We start from the raw sequence: 19,758 nt of genomic DNA on the forward strand, positions 1-19,758 counted from the left end.
ACCCCGTCGACAACCATGGTTGTCCCCGCAGGTAGGGTGACGCCGTCCGGTGCGCCACCGGGCCCAGAGAGGGTGGACCCGACGTGCAGACCGACAGCGTCCAGCAGACCCCGGTGCTTCCGCGGTCCGCCCGGGACGGCTGGACCACCCGTGGCTGGCTGGGCGCCGGCTCCGCGGCGGCGCTGGTGCTCCTCCTCGTCCTGACCGGGTGCGGCGTCTGGGTCCTCGCCCACGCCACCGACGTGAACAACCGGCTCACCGATCGCTGGTCGCCCGCCCTGATCGCCTCCGTGCGGATGGAGAGCGCCCTGATCAACCAGGAGACGGGCATCCGTGGATACGGCATGACGGGGAAGCGCGAATTCCTCGAGCCGTACCAGGAGGGCGTGGCCCAGGAGCGCGCCGCGGGCGGGGAACTGGCGCGCCTGGCCGAGGGTGACGAGCAGGCGACCGCCGACCTCGCGCGGGTACGCGAGCGGTCCGAGGAGTGGCAGGCCACCACCGCCCGCCCCGTCAGTGAGGCGGCCGACCCGGTGGCCTCGGCCGTGCGGCGCACCGAGTCGGGCAAAGCCGCGTTCGACGCTCTGCGTGCCTCGCTGACCGAGCAGCAGACCCACATCGAGGCCGCGCGGGACGAGTCGCGCAAGGACCTGCAGGGTGCGCGGTCCTTGCGCAACACGGTGTTCACCACCATCGCGTGCGTGGTGGTCGCCCTCATCGCTCTCGCCTTCGCCGGGCTGCGCAGGGGTGTCCAGCTCCCCCTGGACCGGCTGCGCACGGACGTCCGGGAGGTCGCGGACGGCAGCTTCGAGCACTCCGTCGCCGCCTCCGGCCCCGCCGACCTCCGGGCGCTGGCGAGGGACGTGGACGGGATGCGCCGACGCCTCGCCGGCGAACTGGAGTTCACTGACCGGGCGCGGGCCCAACTGGACGAACAGGCCACGGAGCTGCGCCGCTCCAACGAAGAACTCGAACAGTTCGCCTACGTGGCCTCCCACGACCTCCAGGAGCCGCTGCGCAAGGTCGCCAGCTTCTGCCAGCTGCTGGAACGCCGCTATGCGGACCAGCTGGACGACCGTGCCAAGCAGTACATCGCGTTCGCGGTCGACGGCGCCAACCGTATGCAGACCCTCATCAGCGATCTCCTCGCGTTCTCCCGCGTCGGACGCCTGCACGCGGAGGACGCCGATGTCGGGCTCGGGGCCGTCCTGCGCCGTACCACCACCTCCCTGGGCATGGTGATCGAGGAGACCGGTGCGGTCATCACCCACGACCCGCTCCCCGCGGTCCACGGGGACCCGACGCAGCTCGGTGTCCTGTTGCAGAACCTCATCTCCAACGCCATCAAGTTCCGCGCCCCGGGCATTGTGCCCCGGATCCACGTCAGCGCACACGGCCCGGTGCACGTCCCGGACGACGCCGAGGACGCCGGTCCCCGCTGGGAACTCGCAGTGAGCGACAACGGCATCGGCATCGGCCCGGAGTACGCCGAGCGGATCTTCGTCATCTTCCAGCGCCTGCACACCCGGGACACCTATCCGGGTAACGGCATCGGTCTCGCCCTCTGCAAGAAGATCGTCGAGTACCACGGCGGGACGATCACCCTGGACACCGGCCACACCCCCGGTACCCGCTTCGTCTTCACCCTCCCGGCGGCGCACACGGAAGGATCCCCCTCGGATCCCGAGAGCTGAGGTGTCCGTCGGGAGTGGGTCGCAAGACGGTCGGCGAAGATCCACCTCACGGTGCGAGATCCGGAGGAGTGCAGTCCTCGACGGCGCCCGGCACCGGAGAAGCGGCGGAGGGACCGTGGTGTCGTCCGGCACCGTGAGCCCACGTGCGTACGCCGATCATCAGTCCCAGATCAGCCTGCCGGCCTGAACACGTCCGGTTGCCGATCTTGAAGTGGTACGTCCGCTCCATGGCCGCGAGTCCCAGGAGATCGCGGTTGCCGGGCACGACCCCCTCCGCGACACCCTCGGGGGCGTCGTCGGCCCCGGATGCCTGGAGCCACGTCCGGAGCTCGACCGGGAAATCGACGCCCATGCGCTCCTCGGCCGCGGTGATCGCTGCCGGCGGAGCGGGGGCGAGGATCGACGACGCGGTCATCGGTGCGTTCGTCTCCAGCCAGTCGGGCGGCGGAACTTTTAACTGGCAGATGACAAAGTATGGACTTCTCCAGCAGAAGTCCCCTACCGTGGCGGCGCCACCGTAGGCCCAGTGCCATGTCACGGATCCGTACAGCCCCACCGGAGTGCCACCACCCTGCTGGAGGACCGATGCAATTACGGCTGTTCCCACGTGCCCGAAGAAGGCTCACGACTCTGTTCGTCGGGGGCCTTCTCGCCGGAGGTGTCCTCACCGGCCCCCCGGCCGCCGCCGCCGACATCCCGCCCCAGGAGCCTGGCGTCACCCTGCGCGTGTTCGACACCCAGGTGCCACTCAGTACTCTGTGCACACTCAAACCGGGTCAGACGCCGAACGTGGACAAGCTGATGCCCGCCGTGGACTGGTCCACGGTCGGCGACTTCGGCGGGTACGCCGACAACTTCGTGGCCGAGGTCTCCGGCTACCTGGTCGTGCCCACCGACGGGACGTACACCTTCCGCCTCAACAGCGACGACGGCTCGCGGCTCACCATCGGCGACCGGGAGGTCATCGACCATGACGGCCTGCACGGGGCCGAGCCCAAGGACGGATCCATCCAACTCACCGCCGGTTCCCATCCGTTCGAGGTGGACTACTTCGAGCGGGGTGGAGAGCAGCAGCTGACACTGGCGTGGAGGCCGCCGGGCGCGGACGGCTTCGGTGTCGTGCCGAGCGAGGCGCTGAGCACCGATGCAGGAGTCGTCCGGGTGACCGCGCCGGGCCGAAAGGAGTGCGAGTCGGGCGCGGACAGTCCCGGTGACGGCCTTCCGCTCGCCGATGTGCGCCCCGATCTCGACCTCACCGATCTGCGACCGGAGGGCTTCGAGCCGCAGGTCACCGGGATGGACTGGCTGCCCGACGGCCGCCTGGCCCTCTCCACCTGGGGTGGCTCCGAGAACCGGACCGGCGAGGTGTACCTCCTCGATCACGTCACCGGTGACACCAGCCGCGACAAGGTGACGGTGAAGAAGGTCGCCGAGGGGCTGCGCGAGCCGATGGGCATCAAGTACGTCGACGGGTCGCTGTACGTCTCTCAGAAGCACGAGCTGACCCAACTCGTCGACAAGGACGATGACTTCGTCACCGACGAGTACCGCACGGTCGCCACCTGGCCGTACGGCGGGAACTTCCACGAATTCGCCTTCGGGCTGCTCTACCGTGACGGCTACTTCTACGTGAACCTGTCCGTCGCCATCGACTACGGCGGGGCGACCACCACTCCGCAGCCGACGGAGGGCCGCGGCACGACGTACAAGGTCAACAAGAAGACGGGCAGGATCCAGGCGATCGCGGGTGGCCTGCGCACCCCGAACGGGATCGGCTGGGGCCCCGGCGGCAGCATCTTCACCACGGACAACCAGGGCGGCTGGCTGCCCGCGTCGAAGCTCGTCCAGATCAAGCAGGACCGCTTCTTCAATCACTACACCCAGCCGTCGGGCCGGTTCGACAACCAGCCCGTCACCCAGCCGGTGCTCTGGCTGCCCCAGAACGAGATCGCCAACTCCCCGAGCACACCGCTGCACCTGACGGAGGGCCGGTTCGCCGGCCAGATGCTGATCGGCGACGTCACCTACGGAGGACTCCAGCGTGCCTACCTGGAAAAGGTGAAGGGGGAGTACCAGGGGGCCGTGTTCCGCTACACGCAGGGACTCGAAGCCGGTGTCAACCGCATCACCATGGGACCCGACGGGGCGATATACGCGGGTGGTCTCGGCGCCGACGGGAACTGGGGACAGGAGGGGAAGCTGAAGTTCGGTCTGCAGAAGCTCACACCGAACGGCGGCAACACCTTCGACATCCAGGAGATGCGTGCCGTCCCGGGCGGGTTCGACCTGGAGTACACCCAGCCGCTGTCCGAAGCCACCGCGGAGCAGCTGACATCCCGCTACCAGGCGGAGCAGTGGCGCTACACCCCCACCTCCGACTACGGCGGGCCCAAGATCGGTGAGGAACGGCTGGCCGTGCGCTCCGCGACCCTCGCCGACGACGGCCGCACGGTCCGGCTGCGGTTCGACGGGCTCAAACCCGGCAGGGTCGTCCACCTGCGCTCACCGCGCCCCTTCGCCTCCGCGTCCGGCGAGGCGCTGTGGAGCACGGAGGCCTGGTACACGCTCAACGCCCTGCCCGGCAAGCAGCCGCCGCCGGCCACGCTGTACGAGGCGGAGGAGGCACGGCTCACCGGCACGGCCGGCATCCACACCGACCACACCGGCTGGTCGGGCAGCGGCTTCGTCGACCGCTACAACACGGAGGGCCGGGCCGCCACGACCTTCGACGTGTCGGTCCCCAAGGCCGGCGAGTACGACGTGAACCTGCGCTACTCCAACGGCCCCAACCCCTTCCAGGGCACCAAGTCCCTCTCCCTCCACGTCAACGGAGAGAAGTCCGGACAGACGGAACTGCCCTCGACCGGCACCTGGGACGCCTGGTCGACGCAGACCGAGCGGGTCCGCCTGCATGCGGGACCCAACACGATCTCGTACCGCTTCGACCCCGGTGACATCGGTCATGTGAACCTCGATCTGATCACCGTGCGCCCTCATGGCGCCGCCGTCTCCCTCTTCGACGGCACCACCGCCTCGCAGGAGCAGTGGCAGCACACGGACGGCCGACGCCTCGAATGGCCGCTGGCCGACGAGGGGGCGATGGAGGTGTGCTGCGGTGACATCCGGACGAAGGACGCCTACCAGGACTTCAAGCTGAGCCTGGAGTTCAGGGTGCCGCTGCTGCCGGACGACGTGACGGGCCAGGACCGGGGCAACAGCGGCATCTACCTCCAGGACCGCTACGAGCTCCAGATCCTCGATTCGTACGGTGACACCACCCTCGACACGAACGAGGCCGGGGCGATCTATCAGAAGAGGGCACCGGACGCCAACGCGTCCACGGCCCCGGAGACGTGGCAGACCTACGACGTCACCTTCCGCGCTGCGCGCTTCGACGGCAGCGGCGCCAAGACCGCCGACGCGCGGGTGACGGTGGTGTGGAACGGCAGCACGGTCCACGACGGCGTCGCGATCGACGGACCGACCGGCGCGGGTGCGCCGGAAGGCCCGTCGGCCGGAGCGATCCGTCTTCAGGACCACGGGAACAAGGTGCGGTTCCGCAACATCCGCATCGAACCGCTGAGCTGAGGCCCGGGCTCGGCCGACGGCGCGGGGCCCCACCGACCGTGGGTGCCCCGCGCCGATCGGCGCGGAGGCAGGCGGTGCGCCGCCGGGGCCCGGGCCCCGGCGGCGTGTCGTGGCCGGGTGTCAGCCGGCGGGACCCTCCGAAGCGTGCCAGGCCGTCGAGAGTCCTTCCAGCCAGGCCGGGGGGAGTTCCGCGTGTTCCCACTCCGTCCGGAGCGCCGGCCGCGCGCTGATGAGGCGCTCCAGCACGGCGACGCTCGAGGGGGAGTGGAGCAGCGAGTAGCGGCCGTGGACGGCGATGCGGCTGCGCGGCCCGTACTGCCTGTACAGCCGGGCCAGCCGCTGCCGGTGGGTGCTGGTGAACTGTTCCAGCCGCCCGGCGTACCGGACCCTTCCCACGACGCTCATGGTGCCGAGCACCGCCGTGAGGACTTCGTCGGACACCTCGGGATCGAGGTCCGAGGTGTCGCTGAAGGCGAGATAGAGCGGCATCACGGCGACCTTCGCACGCTCCACGTCCATCCTCCCGACCGGGTGGTGGCCTCCTCCGGCGCTCCGGACCGCATCGCCGATGGCACGATCGAGGGCGCGCTCGGCGACGCGGACGAGTTCGTCGCCGACGGCCCGTGCCCCGTCGTGCCATCCGGCGGCGTACGGTCCGCCCTGCCCGGCCGGGACACCCGCCGCCTTCTCCGCCTCGCTGTGCGCGTCGGCGATGGCGCCGGCTTCCACGAGCGCGATCAGCTCCTCGGCGTCACCCGGGGAGACTCCCTGACGGCCCAGGAGCTCGAAGAGGGTGTTCTTCGCGTTCCTCACGTTGGCGGGGTCCAGCGTGTGCCGGCCCCTTTCGGCGGTGTCGATCGCGTCCCCCTCGTCGGCTTCGGTCTGGTGCTTCACCATAGTTCGGGTGGGCGGCGCGCGGTGGGTGCTGAGGGGCCTCGGCGCCGGGTCGTCGTCGCTTTCCGGCTCATGGCGGTCCACCGGCCGGGTACGACGGGGGCGGAGCGCCGAGCGCCCCCACCGTGCTCGCGGTGGGGGCGCAGGGAGCTGCGGGTCGTGCGGGAAGCCGGAGCTGTGTGAAGGGCGTCCCCTCCGACCGTCCGGGCCGCACGAGGCGGGATGTCCGATCAGAAGCTGAAGACGGGTCCTTCTGCCAGGCTGGCCTGCATTTCGCACGCATTGCCGAAGGTGGCGGACCAGGAGACGCTGCGGCCCTGCCACACGCCGGTCGCGGAGAGGGCGACGGGGTCCCACTGGCGTGTGCACCGGCCCTGCGGACGCGGCGTGGTCAGCTGCGTGAACTCGCCCGCGACCTTCCGCAGTTCCGCGCAGGCCGCGACCGGGGAGGGGTGGGTGCCGCTGGAGCGGGGCGCGCAGCTCAGGGTGACAGCCCGCTGGACGGTGACCGGAGCGTCACCGCCGCCCTTGCCGACCGAGAGGACGAGGGCCGACGGCGCGTAGAGGCTCGCCGACTGCGCGGGCAGGGCCTGGGCGGAACCCACCGCAGCTGTGCCGGACATGAGGAGTGCGGACATCATGGTGATTGCGAGGGGTCTGCGGGTGATGTGAAGCATTGGTGTTTCTCCTTGAGCTCGGGGGGTGGTTGCGGTGGGGAGTCTGCTGCCTGCGGGCAGTGACCGCACATCGATCAGTCCTTTCCGGCCCGACCGGTGTGCGAGCTCCCTACCGAATGGCCGTTCGGCCAGCTCGGAGGCGGTGCGCGCGCCTCGCCCGCCGTGTCCGACATGTGGACAGGAATGGGTGGTACAACCGCGAACTACCTCCTGACCTGGTCTTATGTCGAAGTGGTTCAGGCGGGAAAATCTCGGCTTCGGCCGGAAAGCAGTGCCTGGCGTCGGGTGAACGAGCGTGACAGGGCCGAGTCGTGCGAGGCGCTCGCCGCGCGGACGTCTCTCCTACCCCTTACTTTGGGTGTCGAGCTCGGCACTTTCGGCTACGTCGCCTTTCCCTTACTCGTGCGGGCCCGGAGGGACTCCATGCCTGAGTTGTTCATCGGTGGCCGGTGGAGCGCCGCCCTCGACGGGGGAACACGTGAGATCCGCTGCCCTGCCGACGGGGAGCTGGTCGCCGTCGTCGACGAGGCCGGAGAACGCGACGCGGCCGCGGCGGTGGCAGCGGCCCGCGAGGCGTTCGACCGGGGCCCATGGCCGCGCACGCCCGCCGCGGAGCGCGGCCGGCTGCTGCTGCGGGTCGCCGACCTGCTCGAACGGGACAAGGACGCGTTCGCCAGAGCCGAGACCCTGGACACGGGGAAGCGGCTCGTGGAGAGCGAGTACGACATGGACGACATCGCGAACTGCTTCCGCTACTTCGGGAACCTGGTCGCTTCGGGCAGCTCCGACCGCGTCGTCGACACGGGTGACCGTGGGATCGACAGCAGGGTCGTGCACGAACCGGTGGGCGTCTGCTCGCTGATCACGCCGTGGAACTACCCGCTGCTGCAGACGGCCTGGAAGGTGGCCCCCGCGGTCGCCGCGGGCAACACGTTCGTACTCAAGCCGAGTGAGCTCACTCCTCACACCTCGATTCTCCTCATGAAGGCGCTCACCGAGGCCGGTCTGCCGCCCGGCGCGGCGAATCTGGTGCTCGGGGCCGGGGCGACCGCCGGTGCGCCCCTGAGTTCGGACCCGCGCGTGGACATGGTCTCCTTCACCGGCGGCCTGGTCACCGGGCGGCTCATCATGGCGGCTGCCGCACCCACCGTGAAGAAGATCGCCCTCGAACTGGGCGGCAAGAACCCCAATATCGTGTTCGCCGACACCGAGTTCGACACCGCGGTCGACTACGCGCTGATGGCGGTGTTCCTGCACGCCGGGCAGGTCTGCTCGGCAGGGGCCCGGCTGCTGGTGCAGGACGAACTGCACGACGCGTTCGTCGACGAGCTCGTACGGCGGGCCCAGGCCATCCGCCTCGGCGGGCCGTTCGACGCGGACGCCCGCAGCGGGCCGCTGATCTCGGCCGCGCACCGCGACAAGGTCGAGGCATACGTGGCCGCCGGCCTGGCGGAGGGCGCGGTGCTTCGCTGCGGCGGCGCCCGACCGGACGACCCCGCGCTGCAGAGCGGCTTCTACTACCTGCCGACCGTTCTGGACGAGTGCACCCCGGACATGACCGTAGTGCGGGACGAATCCTTCGGCCCGGTCCTGACGGTGGAGCGCTTCCGGGAGGAGGCGGAGGCCGTCGCGCTGGCCAACGACACGGTCTACGGGCTGGCCGGAGCCGTCTGGACGCAGGACGCCGAGCGCGCCCACCGGGTGGCTGCCGGGCTGCGCGCCGGGACCGTGTGGATCAACGACTTCCATCCGTACGTACCGCAGGCCGAGTGGGGCGGAATGAAGCAGTCCGGTGTCGGTCGCGAACTGGGGCCGGCCGGTCTGGCCGAGTACCAGGAGGCCAAGCACATCTGGCGCAACACCGCGGTGAGGCCGCAGAGGTGGTTCGAATGAGCGATTCCGTTCCCCCTGGCGCGGACCCGGCAAGCACCCCGCCTCCGGGCACCCGGGCCGACGGCACCCACGACGACGACCCACTCGCCGAGCTGGGCTACAAGCCCGAACTCAAGCGGACACTGGGCAACTTCCACACCTTCGCCGCAGGCATCAGCTACATCTCGATCCTGACCGGCACCTTCCAGCTGTTCTACTTCGGCGTCAGCTTCGGCGGGCCGGCCTACTGGTGGTCCTGGCCCATGGTCTTCCTCGGCCAGCTGATGGTCGCCCTGTGCTTCTGCGAGCTCGCCGCCCGCTACCCGGTGGCCGGCTCGATCTACAACTGGGCCAAGAGCATGGGCGGCCCGCACATCGGCTGGCTCGGCGGCTGGATGATGATGACCGCCACCATGGTCTCGCTCTCCGCCGTGGCGCTCGCCTACCAGATCACGCTGCCGCAGATCGACAGCTGGTTCCAGTTCGTCGGCGACGGCACGGGCAAGAACGACGCTGCGACGAACGCCGTTCTCCTCGGCACGGTCCTGATCCTCTTCTCCACCCTGGTCAACGCCTTCGGCGTCCAGCTCATGGCCCGTATCAACTCCGCGGGCGTGTTCATCGAGCTGATCGCCGCCGTCGCGCTGATCGTCTTCCTCGCCGCACACATCACCCGCGGCCCCAGCAGTGTCCTTACCGACACCTACGGGCTGGGGGAGGGCCGGACCCTCGGCTACTTCGGCGCGTTCCTCACCGCGTCACTCGCGTCGGCGTACGTGATGTACGGCTTCGACACCGCGTCGTCGCTCGGCGAGGAGTCGCACAATCCGGGCCGCAACGCACCCCGCGCCATCCTGCGGGCGCTCATCGCGTCGTTCCTCATCGGCGGTCTCATCCTGCTCTTCGCGCTGCTGGCCGTGCCGGACCTGGCCGCGAAGGAGTTGTCGACCGGCGGCCTGCAGTACGTCGTGCTGGAGACGCTCGGTTCTACCATCGGCGAGATCTTCCTGTGGTGCGTGGTCGTGGCGATCACGGTCTGCGTGCTCGCCGTGCAGGCGGCCGGCATCCGGCTGATGTTCGCCATGGCGCGGGACAACAACCTCCCCGCCGGTTCGGTACTGGCCAAGGTCAGCCCCCGCTTCCAGACCCCGGTGGTGCCCGCCGTCGTGATCGGTGTGGTGGGCGTCGTCATCCTGGTGATCAACATCAACCAGCCGCAGATCTTCTCGGTGATCACCAGCATCGCCGTCATCATGATCTATCTGGCCTATCTGATGGTCACGGCCCCCATGCTGATCCGCCGGCTGCGAGGCGCCTGGCACCCGGCCGAAGGGAGCTTCACCCTGGGCCGGTTCGGGCTGCCGATCAACATCCTCGCCGTGCTGTGGGGGGCGGGCATGGCGCTCAACCTCGCCTGGCCGCGCGCCGAGGTCTACAACGCGACGGGCCCGCAGCACTGGTACCTGCGCTGGGGCGCGTTCGTCTTCATCGGCATCGTCGCCGTCGGTGGCTTCACCTACTACTGGTTCGTGCAGCGGCACAGGACCGGCGTACTGGAGAGCCACCGCACCGAGGTGAACGACCCGACGGGCCCCACCCCGCCGACCGCCTAGCCGCGTACCGCCCCCGTCCGCCCCTCCCGAGGATTCCGGAGACAGAGATGCCCGCTGAGAGCCGACCGCAGGACGAGTTCGACTACGTGGTGGTCGGCGGGGGCACGGCCGGAGCGGTCGTCGCCGCCCGGCTGTCCGAGGACCCCTCCGTCACGGTCTGCGTACTGGAGGCAGGTCCCTCCGACGTGGGGGACGACAGCATCCTCCGGCTCGACCGGTGGATGGGGCTCCTGGAGTCCGGCTACGACTGGGACTATCCGGTGGAGCCGCAGGCCAACGGCAACAGCTTCATGCGGCACGCACGGGCCAAGGTGCTCGGCGGCTGCTCGTCCCACAACTCCTGCATCGCCTTCTGGGCACCGGCCGAGGACCTGGACGAATGGGGATCCCTCGGGTGCGAGGGCTGGAGCGCCGCCGACTGCTTCCCGCTCTACCGGCGTCTGGAGACCAATGACGCACCCGGTGACCACCACGGGCGCAACGGGCCGGTGACCCTCCGCACGATCCCGCCGAACGATCCGTGCGGGGCGGCCCTGCTGGAGGCCTGTGCAGAAGCCGGGATTCCCACCACGCCGTTCAACACCGGAACGACGGTCACCCGCGGGGCGCACTGGTTCCAGATCAACGCCCGCCCGGACGGCACGCGTTCGTCCGCCTCCGTCTCCTACCTGCACCCCGTCCTGGGCAGGCGCCCCAATCTCGACGTGCGCACCGGACTGCAGGCCAAGCGGCTCGTCCTCGACGCCGAACAGCGCTGTACCGGCGTCGAGTACCTGGCGCCCGACCTCATCCACACGCGTACCGTCGGCGCGCGGCGCGAAGTGGTCGTGTCCTGCGGGTCGATCGACGCCCCGAAACTGCTGATGCTCTCGGGAATCGGCCCGGCGGAGCACTTGCGCGAGACGGGGGTGGAGGTCCGGGTCGACTCACCTGCGGTCGGCGCCCACCTGCAGGACCATCCGGAGGGCGTGATCATGTGGGAGGCGCGGCAGCCCATGGTCACCACGTCCACCCAGTGGTGGGAGATCGGCATCTTCGCCGACACCGAACCCGGTCTCGACCGCCCCGACCTGATGTTCCACTACGGATCCGTGCCCTTCGACATGAACACCTACCGGCGCGGATACCCGACCTCCGAGAACGCCTTCTGCCTCACCCCCAACGTCACCCGCGCCCGGTCCATGGGAACCGTCCGGCTGCGCACCCGTGACTTCCGTGACAAGCCACGGGTCGACCCCCGCTACTTCACGGACGAGCACGACGTACGGGTGATGACCTACGGGCTGCGGCTCGCCAGGGACATCGTCGGCCGGGCGCCGATGGCCTCCTGGGCGGGCCGGGAACTGGCGCCGGGGGCCGACGCCGGAAGTGACGAGGAGCTGCTCGACTACATCCGGCAGACCCACAACACGGTCTACCACCCGGCCGGCACGGTGCGGATGGGCGCCGCCGACGACCCGGAGGCGGCCCTCGACCCGCAGCTGCGGGTGAAGGGCGTCCGGGGTCTGCGCGTGGCGGACGCGTCCGTGATGCCGTTCCTGCCCGCCGTCAACCCGTGCATCACGACGATGATGATCGGCGAGAAGTGCGCAGACATGATCAAGGCCGACCAGGGCTGAACGGCCGCCCGGAACCGACTCCGGGCCGTGGCCCGCCCGCCCGGCCCTCGTGTTCGGGGTCCGCCCCTGTCTCCGTACGGATGCGGGAACAGGGGCGGGGCCGTCCGGCCCTCAGTCCGTCGCCGGAGTGAGGGCGGGAGAGGGCTCCGTGCCGCGGCTCCGGCTCCGGTTCACGGCCAGCGGGACCAGGGAGATCGCCACGGCGCCGAGCACGGCGGCCACGGCGAACGTCGTGAAGCCGAGGCCCGCGTTGCCGCCGGCCAGCACCGCGCCCCCGAGGGTCGGGCCGACCACGGCGCCGGTGCGCCCGATGCCGGTCACCCAGCCCAGTCCGGTGGCGCGTTCACGGGGTGCGTAGACGCGGGACGTGGCGGCGTACACCATCACCTGGGCGCTGAACAGCCAGATCCCGGTGATGAAGACGACCACGTACGCGGCGCCGAGCGGCAGCTGCGCCCTCAGGAGGAACGTGCCCACGGCCGTCAGCACGAACCAGAGCGCGGAGACCTTCACCGGACCGAACCTGTCCGCCGTGCGGCCCGCCACCAGCATGCCCACGATGCCACCCGCGTTGATCACCATCAGGAAGGTGACCGAGGAGGAGAGGGAGTAGCCGGTGGCGCGCATCAGTTCGGGCAGCCAGGTGGAAACCCCGTAGACGAGGAGAAGGCCGGCGAACGACGCGATCCAGAGCAGCGGGGTCGCCCAGCGTGTGCCGGGGGCGAACAGGGCCGTGATCGCTGCCATGCGGCCCTTCGCGCCGGATCGGGGGGCCTGCTGCACGCCCGGGCGCTCCAGCCGGTAGCGGTCGGCGACGACGTACGCCTGCTCGACGCGTCCCCGGGCGAAGAGCACCCCCGGGGACTCGGGAAGCCACTTCAGCACCAGCGGAACCGCGATCAGCGCCGGAAGCACGCCCGCCCAGAAGACCCAGCGCCAGCCGTGGTCGGGGGCCACGACGAGGCCGATGCCGGTGGCCGCCATGCCGCCGGCGTGGTACGAGGTCATCATCAGGCCGGTGGCCAGGGCTGCCCGGCGCGGCGGCGCGAACTCGGCCACGATCGCGAGGCCGATCGGCATCAGTCCGCCCAGGCCGAGTCCGGAGACGAAGCGGCCGGCGCCGAACACGGTGGCGCCGGAAGCGATCGCGCACAGTGCGGATCCGGCCGAGAACAGCACCACGCTGCCCGTGACCAGTGGCTTCCGGCCGAGCCAGTCGGTGAGCGTGCCTGCGGCCAGCGCGCCGAGCAGCATGCCGAAGGTGGTCCAGCTGCCGATGGAGCCCGCCAGTGCGGGGGTGAAACCGAGGCCGTCGTCGGCCAGGAGGTGCGGCATCGTCGCGCCGTAGATGTTGACGTCCATGCCGTCGAAGAAGACGGCGAGCCAGCACAGAGCGATGACCGGAGCGACGACCCGGAAGGAGCGGTCGGGTGGGGACGTGGTCGGGGCAGTCACTGGGGCACTCGCTTTCTGCCACGGCTCTGTGGCGGGTGGGCCGTCCCGCTGACAGGGAGCAACCACGAGCGGGACGTAAGTGTGCGCCAGGTGAAAATAATTCCACTCCGAGGCCGTGCGAGTTTCTCCTTGGCCTCCGCCCGTGTCAATGGGGTGCGCAGGAGCGCTCGCTGACGCCGGGGCACAGCGGGCGGGCCCGCAGGCGCGTGCCTGCGGGCCCGGGAGGTCTCATGCGGCCGGGGCCCGGCGGGGCGTCCGGCCTGTGCCCCGTAAGGCGGCCGAGTGGTGTAAGCCGCCCCCGCTCCTGCGGAGTCACGGCAGCGGCAACCCCGCGTAGTTCATGGCGAGTTCGGCGGCGGCGTGCGGCGAGGTGGCGATGCGGTCGAGCTGGGCGATCTGGAGCCGCGCGTCGAAGGGGCTCTGGCCCGGGTCGGTGTGCAGTGTCGTGGTCATGAAGTACGAGAAGTGTTCGGCGCGCCAGACGCGGCGCAGGCGGGTGTCGGAATAGGCGTCCAGCAGGTCGGCCTCACCGGTCCTGTGCTGCCGGATCAGCGCCCTGCCCAGCACCACGACGTCGGCCACCGCGAGGTTGAGCCCTTTGGCGCCGGTGGGCGGAACGATGTGCGCGGCGTCGCCGGCCAGGAAGACGCGGCCGTACTGCATCGGCTCGGTGACCGAACTGCGCATCGGCAGAACGCTCTTGGAGGTGACGGGGCCACGTTCCAGCTTCCACCCGGCGAGCGCGAAGCGGGCGTCGAGCTCGTCCCAGATCCGCCCGTCCGGCCAGTCCGCCGGGTCCGTCCCGTTGGGTACCTGGAGATACATGCGGCTGACCTCGGGCGACCGCATGCTGTGCAGGGCGAAACCGCGCGCGGAGTGGGCGTAGACCAACTCGTCGCAGGACGGCGCGACCTCGGCCATGATGCCGAGCCATGAATAGGGGTACACCCGCTCGTAGGTCCGCCTGGCGCCCTCGGGCACGGCTCCCCGGCTCACGCCGTGGAAGCCGTCGCAGCCCACGACGTAGTCGCACGTCAGGGTCATGTCCTGGCCGCCGTGTGTGTAGCGGATCGTCGGCCGGCCGGTGTCCGCCCCCTCCACCGAGCGAACTTCGGCCCCGAAGTGGAGGGCCGCTCCGTCGCCCAGCTGCAGGGCTATCAGGTCCTTGACGACCTCGGTCTGGGCGTACACCCACACGCGGCGACCGCCCGTGAGTGACGGGAAGTCGATACGGTGCGCCCGGCCCTCCCAGCGCAGCTCCACGCCGTCGTGGACCATTCCTTCGGCATCCAGCCTTTCGGCCGCGCCGACCTCGCGCAGGGCGTCGACGGTGGACTGTTCGAGGATGCCCGCACGTTGGCGTCGCTCGACGTAGGACCTGTCGCGGCTCTCCAGGACGACGCAGTCGACGCCCGCCCGGTGGAGCAGTCGCGACAGCAGCAGCCCGGCCGGGCCGCCCCCGATGATTCCCACCGTCGTGTGCACCGCTCGTTCTCCTTAGTGCGGGGGCATGAACACCCTGAGGCCGACCGCGCATCCGCCCGGAAGCCCGGACGCCGCCCTGTTCGCCGGCGGGCACTCCCATGCGTGTTCGCCCAGTGAAAGTTACTTCACTCGTTGGGGTGAGTTTGTCGCCCTGGACGCAGCCGTGTCAACGGTTCTGTCCCGTGGTGAGCGGGTCAGCTCGCGGTGAGCCGCACGGGTGCGGGCCGTGCGACGACGGCGGCGGTGAGGAGCGCCGCGAGGGCGGTGAAGGCGATTCCCTGCCAGCCGAGGGTGTTGAGCAGCGGGGCGGCGAGCGAGGTGCCGACGGCGCCGATCGTGAAGTACAGGACGAGGTAGACGCTGCTGAGGCTTCCGGACTGCTCGGGGGCGAGGGCGATGATGCGGCTCTGGTTGGCGGCCTGGGCGGCGAAGCATCCCGCGTCGAGGACGGCGAGCCCGAGCGCTGTGACCGGCGGGCTGTTCAGGCCGGTGGCCAGCAGGGCGGCGCCGGCGGCGGCGGCCAGTATGCCGGCGCGGATCAGGGCGTGCGGGGTGTACCGGTCGGTGAAGCGTCCGGTGACCGGGAGCACGGCGAAGCCGAGCAGCCCGGCAAGGCTGTACAGGCCGATGGCGGTCGGGCCGAGGTGGTGGGGCTCCTGGGCCAGGGCCAGGGCCAGTGCGACCCAGACGAGGTTGAAGGCGAAGTACCAGAGCCCGCCGGTGGCCACCGCGCGGCGCAGCTGCGGGTGCTGTCGCAGTAGTGGGGGCAGCGAGACGAGGGTGGCGGGGTAGGTGCGGCGGGCGAGCGGCCGCCGGCCGGGCAGAAACCTGGCGGCGGCGAACGCGCCCAGCAGGGCGAGGGCCGAGAAGACCAGCAGCATGCGTCGCCACCCGAGAAGGTCCGTGAGTGCTCCTCCCGCCAGGCGGCTGAGCAGAATACCCGCCGACATCCCGGCCGCCACGGTGGCGACCCCGGCGCCGCGGCGTCCGGGCGGTGCGTGGCGGCCCGCGATGTTGCCGGCCTGAGCCGCGACACCGGCCGCCGCGCCGATGAGCACGTAGGCGGTCAGCAGGACGGGCGCGCCGGGTGCGGCGGCGGCCAGGGTGAGTGCGGCTGCAAGGGCGGTGAGCTGCGCGGGGATCAGGCGGTTGGGGGCCAGGTGGTCGGTGAGCGGGAGCAGGAAGGCGAAGCCGAGCACACAGCCGCCGAGTGCGGCGGCCGGCACGAGACCGATCACGGAGATCGGTGCGCCCAGGTCGGCGGCGACCGTGGTCAGCGCGGGCTGGAGGGCGTAGTTGTTCGCGATAGCCGTCCCGGCCACTGCGGCGAGGAGGAGTGTGCCGCTTCGCGAGAGGGGAGGGGTCACGGCCGGGTTCCGCGGGAGAGGATGACGGCGTAGCGGCACTCGGCGTCGGTGGTGTTGGCGAAGACGCGGGGGGTGGGTGCGCCGAGCTCGATGGTGTCGCCCTCGTCGAGTTCGTGGACCGTGTCGCCGTCGTGGAAGGTCAGGTGGCCGTCGAGGACCCAGACGATCTGCCGTACGAAGGCGAAGGCGGCGGCCGGATACGGTACGCGGGTCCGCGCGGGCAGGCGGATCTCGGCGATCTCTGCGGGGAAGTGCGGCCCGCTGACCTGACGGCGGGTGTAGCCGGTGCCGGGGTCGCGCCACTCCGACGCATCGGCCCGGCGGCCCACCCCCGCCGTTCCGGTCGTCGAGTCCTCAGATGTTCCTTCCGTCGGCGTGACCAGGGAGGCGATGCTGAGCTGGAAGGCCGCGGACAGCTTGCCGAGCACGACGGCGGTGGGGCTGCTCTCGCCGCGCTCGATCCGGCTGATCATCGCCTGGGAGACGCCGGAAACCTCTGCGAGCCGGGCCAGCGTCCACCGGCGTCGCTCCCGCTCGCCGCGTACGCGCGCCGCGATCCGGAGCACCAGAGGATCTACTATGTTGGACATGAATCCAATATACGAGATGGGCGGGACGGTGACCGTGCGCCCGGCGCACGCAGGCGACGCGGAAGCCGTCCGCGAGATCCGCAACCACGCGGTGGAACACTCGACGGCCCTGTGGACGCGCACCCAGCTGTCGTCGGCCGAGGGTGCCGCCTGGCTCGCCGCACACCTGCGGCGCGGTTCGGCGTACGTGGCGGAGGTGGAGGGCGAGGTGGCCGGGTACGGCGCGTACGCCCCATGGCGGGAGCTGGACGGGTTCCGCCACACCATGGAGAACTCGGTCTACGTCCGCGAGGGCCGGCACGGGCTCGGCATCGGCTCCGCGCTGCTCGGCGCCCTCGTCGTCTCCGCCCGCGAGGCCGGTCACCACAGCTTGATCGCCGGTATCGAGGCCGGGAACGCCGCGTCCGTCCGGCTGCACGAACGGTTCGGGTTCCGGCACGTGGGCACGGTGCCGGAGGCCGGCACGAAATTCGGCCGTTGGCTCGACCTGACCCTGATGCAGCTGTCCCTGGCCTGACGTGCCGGCGCCCGTGTGCCGGCGGGGCCGCGTCGCCCCGGTCGGGCGGCCCGCGCGTCGACGCTCTTCAGGGAAGTGCGGCGGGGAGCGCGGCCGGTCTTCGGATCCGTCGAAGTATGCCGTGGTGTCCGTGATGTCCCCTGCTGCCGCCCGAAAGGATGAACCGGCCCCCGATCTTGGCGTGTCCCGGTAGGGGAACCAGCACTGTGCGTCGGGGGACGGGCAGTGCCGTGCGCGGCGGGCGAGGGGAGTGGCAGTGGAGACAGCCAAGGAGCGGCCGCGGGTGCCGCTGCGGAGCCGTGCGCGCTACCGGTTCGACCGGACGCTGGCACGCTCCACCGGGACGCTGATGGGCTGGCTGGTGATCACGTGCCTCGCCGTCGTCGTCCCGGTGAGCACGCTCCTGGTGTGGACGGACCCCGGCTCGCCCCCCTCGCTCTCGGGGCGGCTCGCGGCGGCGTGGCGGACCAGCGCGGAGACGCTGCGGCTGGGCGCCGCCACCGGCACGCCGCTCCGGCTGGTGCTCTCGGCCGTGCTCGGGCTGCTCGCCCTGCTCTGCGTCTCGACCCTGGTCGGGGTGATCACGACCGGGCTGGCCGAACGGATGGCGGAGCTGAGCCGGGGACGGTCGACGGTCCTGGAGCAGGGGCACGTCGTCGTGCTCGGCTGGTCGGACCAGGTCACCACCGTGGTGAGCGAGCTGGTCGCCGCCCAGGCCCCGAGGCGCCCACGCGCCATCGTGCTGCTCGCCGACCGGGACAAGCTCGAGATGGAGCGCGTCCTGGCCGCCCGGGTGCCCCTGGCCGTACGGGCCCGGATCATCTGCCGCAGCGGCCCCGCGAGCGACCCGGACGTGCTCGCGCTCGTCAGCCCGCGGACAGCGAGCACCGTGCTGGTGCTGCCGTCGGCGGAACCGGCCGCCGACGCCGAGGTGTTGCGCGTCCTGCTGGCGCTGGGAGCGGTTCTCGGTGAGGGGACGGACGGGCCGCCGGTGCTCGCCGCGGTCCGGGACGACCGGTACCGCGCCCCGGCGCGGCTGGCCGCCGGTCCGCGGGGCACGGTGCTGGAGACCGACACGGTCACCGCCCGGCTGATCGCGCAGTGCGTCGGCCGGCCCGGCCTCTCCCTCGTCCTCCACGACCTCCTCGATTTCGCGGGCGACGAGTTCCATCTCGCCGACGCCACCGCGTTCCCTCACGAACCCTTCGGGACGACCCTGCTGGGCCACCCCGACTCCTGTGTGGTCGGGATGCTCACCCCCGACGGACGTACGCTGCTGAACCCGCCCGCCGACACCGTCGTCGAACCGGGTAGCCGCCTGATCATGCTCGCCCTCGACGACGACAGCACACGGGCGGACGACTGCGGGCACCTCGTCGATCCCTCGGTGATCGTCTCGGCCCCGTCCGAGCCGGACGGCCCGACACGGCTGCTGCTGCTCGGGTGGAACCGCCGGGCCCCCCTCGTCGTCGACCAGTTGCGCCGCACGGCCCGGCCCGGCTCCGTCCTGGAGATCGTCACCGACAGTGCCGTACCCGGGCCGAGAGGGCCGCAGCCGGAGAGCGGGTTCCCGACGTGGCCGGACGTGCGATTCCGGTCGGCTCCCCTGTCGCGGCCCGAAACCATGCTGGGCCTCGACCTCGGCCCGTACGACGGCCTCGTCGTCCTCGGTCCGGACCGGGGGGACGGCCCGGACCACCCCGACGACTGGACCCTGGTCACGCTGTTGGCCCTCCGGCTGCTGGAGGCCCGCACCGGACGTGAGGTTCCCGTCGTCACCGAGCTCACCGATGACCGGAACAGGCCCCTGGCGCCGGTCAACACCGGCTCCGACGTCATCGTCAGCGGGAAGCTGACAGGACTCCTCATGGCGCAGATCGCGCAGAACCGGCACCTGGCACCGGTCTTCGACGAGCTGTTCTCCGCGGACGGCAGCAGCATCTGCCTGCGCTCCGCCGGTTCGTACGTCCGCCCGGGCGCCGACACCACTTTCGCCACCGTCGTCGCCGCCGCGCGCGACCGGGGCGAATGCGCGATCGGCTACCGCCGCCACGACGGTTCCGGCGGGCTCACGAACCGTGGGGTCCGCCTCAACCCGCCGAAGGAGGAGCGGCGCGTCTGGAGCGCCGAGGACCACGTGGTGGTGGTCGCGACGGGCAGCGGCACACCCGCGCCCCCTGTCGCCGGTCCGGAAGGCCATTGCGACGAGGTCACCACGGTCGCGCACGACGCCGCACTCGGCCGGCCGATGGACCAGGCCACCTGACGACGACAGCGGACCGCCGCGCTCGCCTGCGCCGTCGGGCGTCCGGCGCTCTCTCCCCCCACGCCCACGCCCCTGACCCAGACGGGCGCCGCCGTCGTGGGAGTCGACGGGGGGTGAAGGC

The 19,758-nt window shown here is 71.1% G+C and carries 14 protein-coding genes; 7 read left to right on the top strand and 7 right to left on the bottom strand.

All coding sequences use genetic code 11. The features are described from left to right. The first annotated feature begins 83 nt into the window (after positions 1-83). Positions 84-1,694 carry an ATP-binding protein gene (locus tag ACFUNE_RS04435; protein ID WP_383562106.1) on the top strand — a complete coding sequence of 537 codons (1,611 nt, stop codon included), beginning with the start codon at positions 84-86 and terminating at the stop codon, positions 1,692-1,694. Between the two features lie 46 nt (positions 1,695-1,740). Here the strand turns inward: ACFUNE_RS04435 and ACFUNE_RS04440 are convergent, their stop codons facing one another. Further along, a complete protein-coding gene (locus tag ACFUNE_RS04440) occupies positions 1,741-2,109 on the bottom strand; it encodes an SMI1/KNR4 family protein (protein WP_383562108.1) in 369 nt (122 codons plus the stop codon). Between the two features lie 170 nt (positions 2,110-2,279). Between ACFUNE_RS04440 and ACFUNE_RS04445 the strand changes: the two genes are divergently transcribed. Next, entirely contained in the window at positions 2,280-5,282 is a 3,003-nt protein-coding gene (locus ACFUNE_RS04445) for a family 16 glycoside hydrolase (RefSeq protein ID WP_383562110.1), read from the top strand. A gap of 120 nt (positions 5,283-5,402) precedes the next feature. Here the strand turns inward: ACFUNE_RS04445 and ACFUNE_RS04450 are convergent, their stop codons facing one another. Together ACFUNE_RS04450 and ACFUNE_RS04455 are read right to left on the bottom strand one after the other, a co-directional pair. After that, positions 5,403-6,179: a hypothetical protein gene (locus ACFUNE_RS04450; RefSeq protein WP_383562112.1), complete on the bottom strand. Its 777-nt coding sequence runs from the start codon at positions 6,177-6,179 to the stop codon at positions 5,403-5,405. Positions 6,180-6,406: 227 nt separating this feature from the next. After that, a complete protein-coding gene (locus tag ACFUNE_RS04455) occupies positions 6,407-6,853 on the bottom strand; it encodes a subtilase-type protease inhibitor (RefSeq protein WP_383562114.1) in 447 nt (148 codons plus the stop codon). Between the two features lie 423 nt (positions 6,854-7,276). Here ACFUNE_RS04455 and ACFUNE_RS04460 point away from each other — a divergent pair, with 423 nt between their 5' ends. The 3 genes from ACFUNE_RS04460 to ACFUNE_RS04470 are packed head-to-tail and all read left to right on the top strand — an operon-like array spanning position 7,277 to position 11,957. Continuing rightward, positions 7,277-8,746 (top strand): aldehyde dehydrogenase family protein, encoded by a 1,470-nt coding sequence (locus tag ACFUNE_RS04460; protein ID WP_383562116.1) that lies wholly within the window; start codon positions 7,277-7,279, stop codon positions 8,744-8,746. Continuing rightward, complete coding sequence (locus ACFUNE_RS04465; protein WP_383562117.1) at positions 8,743-10,338, top strand: APC family permease; 1,596 nt, start codon at positions 8,743-8,745, stop codon at positions 10,336-10,338. The genes ACFUNE_RS04460 and ACFUNE_RS04465 overlap by 4 nt, the downstream gene beginning before the upstream one ends. A gap of 47 nt (positions 10,339-10,385) precedes the next feature. Next, a complete protein-coding gene (locus ACFUNE_RS04470) occupies positions 10,386-11,957 on the top strand; it encodes a GMC family oxidoreductase (RefSeq protein WP_383562119.1) in 1,572 nt (523 codons plus the stop codon). A 111-nt stretch (positions 11,958-12,068) separates the two neighbouring features. Here the strand turns inward: ACFUNE_RS04470 and ACFUNE_RS04475 are convergent, their stop codons facing one another. The 4 genes from ACFUNE_RS04475 to ACFUNE_RS04490 all read right to left on the bottom strand — a co-directional run bounded on the left by ACFUNE_RS04475 (position 12,069) and on the right by ACFUNE_RS04490 (position 16,854). Further along, the gene (locus ACFUNE_RS04475; RefSeq protein ID WP_383562121.1) at positions 12,069-13,412 is read right to left on the bottom strand and encodes an MFS transporter; all 1,344 of its coding nucleotides are present in this window, start codon (positions 13,410-13,412) and stop codon (positions 12,069-12,071) included. A gap of 312 nt (positions 13,413-13,724) precedes the next feature. Continuing rightward, positions 13,725-14,897, bottom strand: a complete 1,173-nt coding sequence (locus ACFUNE_RS04480; RefSeq protein ID WP_383562122.1) for a 4-hydroxybenzoate 3-monooxygenase — start codon at positions 14,895-14,897, stop codon at positions 13,725-13,727. Between the two features lie 194 nt (positions 14,898-15,091). Next, a complete protein-coding gene (locus ACFUNE_RS04485) occupies positions 15,092-16,264 on the bottom strand; it encodes an MFS transporter (RefSeq protein ID WP_383562124.1) in 1,173 nt (390 codons plus the stop codon). After that, positions 16,261-16,854 (bottom strand): helix-turn-helix domain-containing protein, encoded by a 594-nt coding sequence (locus ACFUNE_RS04490; RefSeq protein ID WP_383562126.1) that lies wholly within the window; start codon positions 16,852-16,854, stop codon positions 16,261-16,263. Before ACFUNE_RS04490 ends, ACFUNE_RS04485 begins: the two co-directional genes overlap by 4 nt. On the opposite strand from ACFUNE_RS04490, the gene ACFUNE_RS04495 reads away from it, so the two are divergent. Next, positions 16,853-17,371: a GNAT family N-acetyltransferase gene (locus ACFUNE_RS04495; protein WP_383562128.1), complete on the top strand. Its 519-nt coding sequence runs from the start codon at positions 16,853-16,855 to the stop codon at positions 17,369-17,371. The two genes, ACFUNE_RS04490 and ACFUNE_RS04495, sit on opposite strands and share 2 nt — an antisense overlap. Before the next feature lie 256 nt (positions 17,372-17,627). After that, positions 17,628-19,637 carry an NAD-binding lipoprotein gene (locus tag ACFUNE_RS04500; RefSeq protein WP_383562130.1) on the top strand — a complete coding sequence of 670 codons (2,010 nt, stop codon included), beginning with the start codon at positions 17,628-17,630 and terminating at the stop codon, positions 19,635-19,637. The last annotated feature ends 121 nt before the right edge of the window (positions 19,638-19,758 follow it).

Origin of the sequence: Streptomyces sp. NPDC057287 (genome assembly GCF_042667905.1) — a bacterium.
Classification (GTDB): Bacteria; Actinomycetota; Actinomycetes; order Streptomycetales; family Streptomycetaceae; genus Streptomyces.